General features: G+C 70.6%; 5 protein-coding genes. 4 read left to right on the top strand and 1 reads right to left on the bottom strand.

Annotation, left to right across the window (positions count from 1 at the left end; genetic code table 11):
• Nucleotides 1-189 precede the first annotated feature (189 nt).
• Complete coding sequence (locus tag ALMP_RS22835) at nucleotides 190-1,815, top strand: glycoside hydrolase 43 family protein (protein WP_264931184.1); 1,626 nt, start codon at nucleotides 190-192, stop codon at nucleotides 1,813-1,815.
• 49 nt (nucleotides 1,816-1,864) lie between these two features.
• Nucleotides 1,865-3,886 carry a non-reducing end alpha-L-arabinofuranosidase family hydrolase gene (locus ALMP_RS22840; RefSeq protein ID WP_264931186.1) on the top strand — a complete coding sequence of 674 codons (2,022 nt, stop codon included), beginning with the start codon at nucleotides 1,865-1,867 and terminating at the stop codon, nucleotides 3,884-3,886.
• Nucleotides 3,887-3,919: 33 nt separating this feature from the next.
• Here ALMP_RS22840 and ALMP_RS22845 read toward each other — a convergent pair whose 3' ends face one another.
• Nucleotides 3,920-5,362 carry a PLP-dependent aminotransferase family protein gene (locus ALMP_RS22845; protein WP_264931188.1) on the bottom strand — a complete coding sequence of 481 codons (1,443 nt, stop codon included), beginning with the start codon at nucleotides 5,360-5,362 and terminating at the stop codon, nucleotides 3,920-3,922.
• Between the two features lie 151 nt (nucleotides 5,363-5,513).
• Between ALMP_RS22845 and ALMP_RS22850 the strand changes: the two genes are divergently transcribed.
• Nucleotides 5,514-6,107 (top strand): TIGR03086 family metal-binding protein, encoded by a 594-nt coding sequence (locus ALMP_RS22850; protein WP_264931190.1) that lies wholly within the window; start codon nucleotides 5,514-5,516, stop codon nucleotides 6,105-6,107.
• Nucleotides 6,101-6,580: a hypothetical protein gene (locus tag ALMP_RS22855; protein ID WP_264931192.1), complete on the top strand. Its 480-nt coding sequence runs from the start codon at nucleotides 6,101-6,103 to the stop codon at nucleotides 6,578-6,580. Before ALMP_RS22850 ends, ALMP_RS22855 begins: the two co-directional genes overlap by 7 nt.
• Nucleotides 6,581-6,658: the final 78 nt, after the last annotated feature.

A 6,658-nucleotide genomic window follows, 5' to 3' on the forward strand; every position in this document is an offset into this window, starting at 1 on the left:
GGCGCTCACCGGCCTTCTATCATCCAGAACGATCGATGATGTGATCGGTGTACGAAATTCCGAACAAGTGCGCCCCTCCAGGACCGCCCGACCGTCCGTGCTCGTGAGGCTCGCGGCGGCAACCTGGGTCACCCCGACGGTTCACCCCGTGAGGAGATCGACATGGATATGTCATGCTCTCATCAAGAAATGGACCGCCGTCGGGCACTGGCCGCAGCCGCCGGTCTGGTCACCGGTGCCCTCCTTCCACCGGCCGTGGCCTCCCGAGCCGCCGGCGCCTCCGCGTCCGCCGCGCAATCCACTCCCGCGATCGCCGCGACGTACCGGAACCCCGTCGTCTGGCAGGACTTCGCGGACATCGACGTCATCCGCGTCGGTGACACCTACTACGCCTCGGCCTCGACGATGCACTACTCGCCGGGCGCACCCGTTCTGCGCTCGTACGACCTGGTGAACTGGGAGATCGCCGGTCACTCGGTGCCCGTCCTCGACTTCGGCGCCAAGTACGACCTGAACGGCGCCCGTGGTTACGTCAGAGGGATCTGGGCGTCGTCTCTGGCCTACCGTCCGAGCAACCGGACCTTCTACTGGCTGGGCCAGATCGACTTCGCCAGGACGTACATCTACACCGCGACCGCGGTCGAGGGGCCGTGGAACAGGCTCACCACGATCAGCACGCCGTACTACGACGCCGGGCTGCTCGTCGACAGCGACGACACCCTCTACGTGGCGTACGGGAACACCACCATCAGCGTGGCCCAGCTCTCACCCGACGGCCGGACCCAGGTACGCACGCAGCAGGTGTTCACGACGCCGTCGAGTGTCGGCACCCTGGAGGGCGCCCGCTTCTACAAGATCAACGGGCGGTACTACATCTTCCTGACCCGCCCCGCCAACGGCCAGTACATCCTGAAGTCGTCGGGCGGCCCCTTCGGTCCGTACACGATGCGTCAGGTCCTCCTCGACCTGCGCGGGCCGATCCCCGGTGGTGGCGTCCCGCATCAGGGCGGGCTGGTGCAGACCCAGAGCGGCGCCTGGTACTACCTGGCCTTCGTCGACGCGTACCCCGGCGGCCGGGTGCCTGCCCTGGCTCCGATCACCTGGACCCCGGACGGCTGGCCCGTCGTGCAGCTCGTCGACGGCGCGTGGGGCGCCTCGTATCCCCTCCCGGACATGCCCACTCCACCCCGCCCGGTCACCCCCATGATCGGCGTGGACACCTTCGACGGCACGACCCTCAAGCCGAAGTGGGAGTGGAACCACAACCCGGACGACACCAAATGGTCGGTGAACAACGGCCTGACCCTGCGGACCGCCACCGTCACCCGCGACCTGTACTGGGCCCGCAACACCCTCACGCACCGCATCCAGGGCCCCACCTCCACCGCCACCGTCCAGCTCGACCACTCGGCGATGCGGGACGGCGACCGGGCCGGACTCGCGCTGCTGCGGGACTCCTCCGCGTGGATCGGGCTCAAGCGGGACAACGGCGTGACCCGGGTGGTCATGGTGGACGGGCTGACCATGGACGGCAGTTGGAACACCACCGGCACCGGCGTCGAGCGGGCGAGCGCGAGCGTGCCGGGCGGTCGCCTCTGGCTGCGGGCGAACGCCGACATCCGTCCCGGAGCGCCCCGGCCCGGCACCTTCTCCTACAGCACCGACGGCGTCACCTTCACCCGCCTGGGGCCCGCCTTCTCCATGGGCAACGACTGGCGGTTCTTCATGGGCTACCGGTTCGCCCTCTTCAACCACGCCACACAGGCGCTCGGCGGCGCGGTCCGCGTCACGCGGTTCGAGCTGACCACCCCCTGAGCCTCCGCACCCGCACCATCCACTCGCACCCGACCGTACGAGGAGACACATGAACCCGTTGAAACGGCTCGGCCGACGCCGGGCCTCGGTCTTAGGCCTGGCGGCGGTCATGGCCCTGGTGACACCGGGCACCGCGAACAGCGCGCCCGAGGAGCCCAGGGCCAGCACGCTGGGCGCCCAAGCGGCCCAGTCCGGCCGGTACTTCGGCACCGCCGTGGCCGCGGGCAAGCTCGGTGACGGTCAGTACACCGGCATCCTGGACCGCGAGTTCAACTCGGTCACACCCGAGAACGAGATGAAGTGGGACGCGACCGAGCGCTCCCGGGGACAGTTCACCTTCGGCGCCGCCGACCAGATCGTGAACCGCGCGGCGGCCCGGGGCCAGAAACTCCGCGGCCACACACTGGTGTGGCACTCCCAACTCCCCGACTGGGTCGGCGCCATCAGGGACGCGAACACACTGCGCGGCGTGATGAACAACCACATCACCACCGTGATGAACCGCTACAAGGGCCGGATCCACTCCTGGGACGTGGTCAACGAGGCCTTCGCCGACGGCGGCAGCGGCCAGATGCGCAGCTCGGTCTTCCGGGACGTGCTGGGCACCGGCTTCGTCGAGCAGGCGTTCCGCACGGCCCGCACGGCCGATCCGGCGGCCAAGCTCTGCTACAACGACTACAACATCGAGGACTGGAACGCGGCCAAGACCCAGGGCGTCTACCGCATGGTGCGCGACTTCAAGTCGCGCGGCGTGCCCATCGACTGCGTAGGTCTCCAGGCCCACTTCGGCGCCGGCGGCCCGCCCGCCAGTTTCCAGACGACGCTGTCGAACTTCGCCGCCCTCGGCGTGGATGTCCAGATCACCGAACTGGACATCGCCCAGGCACCGGCGAACGCGTACGCCAACACGGTCAGGGCCTGCTTGAACGTGGCACGCTGCACCGGCATCACCGTCTGGGGCATCCGCGACAGCGATTCCTGGCGCAGCGGGGAGAACCCGCTGCTGTTCGACCGGAGCGGCAACAAGAAACCGGCCTACCGGTCGACGCTCACCACGATGGGCGGCACGGCCACGGCACAGCGGGCCGACGCCCGTTCGCCCCGGTCCGCCGCAGCGCTGCCCTCCCGCTTCTCCTGGAGCTCCAGCGGCACGCTGATCTCACCGAAGTCGGACGCCACCCACAACATCGCCGGCATCAAGGACCCGACGGTCGTCCACTACAACGGCAAGTACCACCTGTTCGCCAGCGTCGCCAGCTCCTCCGGCTACAATCTGGTGTACCTGAACTTCACCGACTGGTCGCAGGCCGGCTCGGCCACGCACCACTACCTCGACCGCAGTGCCATCGGACGCGGCTACCGGGCCGCGCCGCAGGTCTTCTATCACGCGCAGCAACGCCTGTGGTACCTCGTGTACCAGACCGGCAACGCCTCGTACTCCACCAACCCCGACATCAGCAACCCCAACGGGTGGAGCGCGCCGCGCCACTTCTACTCGTCGATGCCGGACATCATCCGGCAGAACATCGGCAACGGCCACTGGGTCGACATGTGGGTGATCTGCGACAGCGCCAACTGCTACCTGTTCTCCTCCGACGACAACGGGCACCTGTACCGCTCCCAGACGACCGCCGCCCAGTTCCCGAACGGCTTCACGAACACGGTCATCGCGTTGCAGGACTCCAACAAGTACGCCCTGTTCGAAGCGAGCAACGTGTACAAGGTGCAGGGCAGCAACCAGTACCTGCTGCTGGTCGAGGCCATCGGATCGGACGGCCGGCGCTACTTCCGCTCCTGGACCACAGGCAGCCTCGCCGGCTCCTGGACACCCCTGGCCGCCTCCGAGAGCAACCCGTTCGCCAAGTCGAGCAACGTGGCCTTCCCGTCCGGTGCCTGGACACGGGACATCAGCCACGGTGAGATGATCCGGGCCGGCTACGACCAGACACTCACGATCAACTCCTGCCGGCTCCAGTACGTCTACCAGGGCATGAACCCCAACGCGGGCGGCGACTACAACCTCCTCCCGTGGCGGCTCGGCCTCCTCACCCAGACCAACTCGACCTGCTGACCGTCCTGGCCCCCGGCCGAACGCCGGGGGCGCTCAGGTGGGGCGCAGCAGGTGGTGCAGGCCCGGCTCGATGTCCGGGGTGCTGATCGCGCCGTAGCCGAGGACGAGGCCGGGGCGCGCGGCGCGGTTCGCGGTGATCTCCGCCAGGGTGTGGACCGCCACGCCGGATGCCCGGGCCCGGCGGGTGTGGTCCGCGAGGACAGCGGGGTCGGCGAGGAAACCTCGGGTGAACGCGGTCACGTGCAGGCCCGCGACGGACGGCACGAGTTCGGTCAGCTCCGTGAAGCGGCCGGCGAGCGTGCGGGTGAGGGACTGGTGCCGGGCCGCGTAGGTGTTCCGCATCCGGCGGATGTGCCGGGCGAGCAGCCCGTCGTCGATGAACCGGGCGAGCGCCGCCTGAGTGGGGAGGGCGGTGTGCCAGTCGACGGCGTATTTGGCGGTACGCAGTGCCGCGCGCAGCGGGGCGGGGGCTACCAGGTAGCCGATCCGCAGGGAGGGCAGCATCACCTTGGACAACGAACCCACGTAGATGACGTGTCCGTCGCCGTCCAGGCTGTGCAGTGTCTCGAGGGGCCGTCCGCCGTAGCGGAATTCACTGTCGTAGTCGTCCTCGATCACGGCGGCGCCGTGGCGTCGTGCCCACCGCAGAAGGGCTGTTCTACGGCGTAGGGACATCGGCATGCCGAGCGGGAACTGGTGGGCGGGGGTGACGTAGACGGCGCGGGTGGCCGGGGGGATGGCGTCGACCAGCAGGCCTTCGGCGTCCACCGGTACGCCCGTGATCTCGGCGCCCTGTGCCAGGAAGGGCAGCCGGGCCGGCGGATAGCCGGGCTCTTCGACGGCGACCCGGTCGCCCGGTTCGATCAGCACGCGTCCGATGAGGTCGAGCGCCTGCTGGGTGCCGGTGGTCACCAGCACATCGTCCGGGCCGGTACGGACGCCGCGGGAGAGTGCGAGGTGCCGGGCGAGCGTGGCCCGCAGCCCGGCATGGCCGGCCGGATCGCCGTATCCCACCGCCCCGGTCGCCGACAGGCGCAGCTCCCGGGCGACCAGGGGACGCCAGGCGTCGTAGGGGAAGAGCCGGGCGTCTGGCAGCCCGACCCGGAAGTCGTGGGCCGCCTCGGTCGCGCCCGCGATGCCCGGGCCCGCCCAGGGCGACAGCCCCGCCCACAGAGCACGTGGGCGCAGCCCCGGGCCGGTGGTGTCCGCGGCCGTCGCGGCCTCGCGGGTCGGCAGGCCCGCCCTGCGCACATAGGTCCCCGATCCGACCTTGCTGTCCGCGTAGCCCTCCGCGACGAGCCGTTCGTAGGCGACGCCGACGGTGTTGCGGGCCACCGTGAGACGGCGGGCCAGCTCCCGGGTCGTCGGCAGGCGATCGCCCGGTCGCAGCAGCCCGTCGTGGATCGCCGCGCGCAGCTGACGGTAGATCTGGCCGGACAGGTCGCGCTGCCCGTCGAGCGTGAGGTGCACATCCATCTCGGTTTCCGGCTTCCGGCTGGCTGCGGGGGAGGGGCTGTCGTCGGAATGCGGCTGCCCGTCCGTGGGTGTTCCGGTCCGACGATTGGCTCAATCGACCGGCAGCATATTGGCCCTGGAGGTGAGCCGCTGGGGATCTTACGCTCCGGTCATGGACATCCGACGACTGGACCGCCTAGCGCTGTCACTGACCGGGGAGTCGGTCTCCCGGGTGAAAACCGATCAGTGGGGGCTGGCGACGCCGTGCCCGGACTGGACCCTGTACGGCCTGGTTCGCCATCTGGTCAGCCAGAACGAGGGGTTCGCCGCCTCCGCCCGCGGCGCGGGTGAGCCGTGGGCCGTATGGCGCGACGGCGACCTCGGAGACGACCCGGCCGGAGCGTACGAGAGGTCGGCGGACGAGGTCACCGCGGCGTTCGCGTCGGACGACGTGCTGGAGCGGTCGTTCGCGCTGCCGGAGGTGGGCGAGGGCTTCGCCGTCCCCGGGCGGATCGCGATCGGCTTCCACCTGCTCGACTACGTGGTGCACGCCTGGGACGTCGCGGTGACGATCGGCGCCCCGTGGGAGCCCGACGCCGAACTCGCCACCGCCGCGCTGCGGGTGGCCGCCCTGGTACCGGGAGAGGGCCGCGGGGCGGGTGCCGCGTTCCGCCGGCGGATCGCCGTCCCCGACGACGCCCCGCCGGGCGACCGGCTGCTGGCCCTGGTGGGCCGCGACCCGTCCTGGACGCCGCGGCCGTGCTGAGGAGCCGCTGGTGCCCGGGCCCGGCCGGGGACTCGCTCGGCGAGCGCGCCGCGACGCACGGCCCCGACGGCGATACGCGGGCCGGCCGGGGCGGCCCGCTCGTCGTCAGCGTCACCGACTTCACCAGCGACGCCTACCGGGACCTGCCCGGCATCGCGCGCCGCGGCCTCGCGCTGCGACGGCACTGGCCGCAGCTCGACGGGGCGGTCGGCATGTGGCTGTGGGCCGCACCCCTGGCCCGGCGCTGCGGATCGGTCTCGGTGTGGACCGGACGGCGCGCCCTGGCGGCGTTCATACGCCTGCCGGAACATGTCGCGATCATGGACGAGTACCGAGAGCGAGGCACGATCAGGTCGGTGGTCCTGGAGTACGACGGCCTCGACCCGGCACGCCTCCGCCGGGACGCACAGGCATGGCTGATGTCGGACGACCGCTTCCGTGTCGCACGGGGGACACCACGGCGGCGCGGCTGACAACGGCCTCTCGACCGGGCCCGGCGGGGTGGGCCATGAGGGCGCCGCGCCGATGTGCCACCGAAGGTCGTGGACGGG

Source organism: Streptomyces sp. A012304, from assembly GCF_026008495.1.
Taxonomy (GTDB): Bacteria; Actinomycetota; Actinomycetes; order Streptomycetales; family Streptomycetaceae; genus Streptomyces.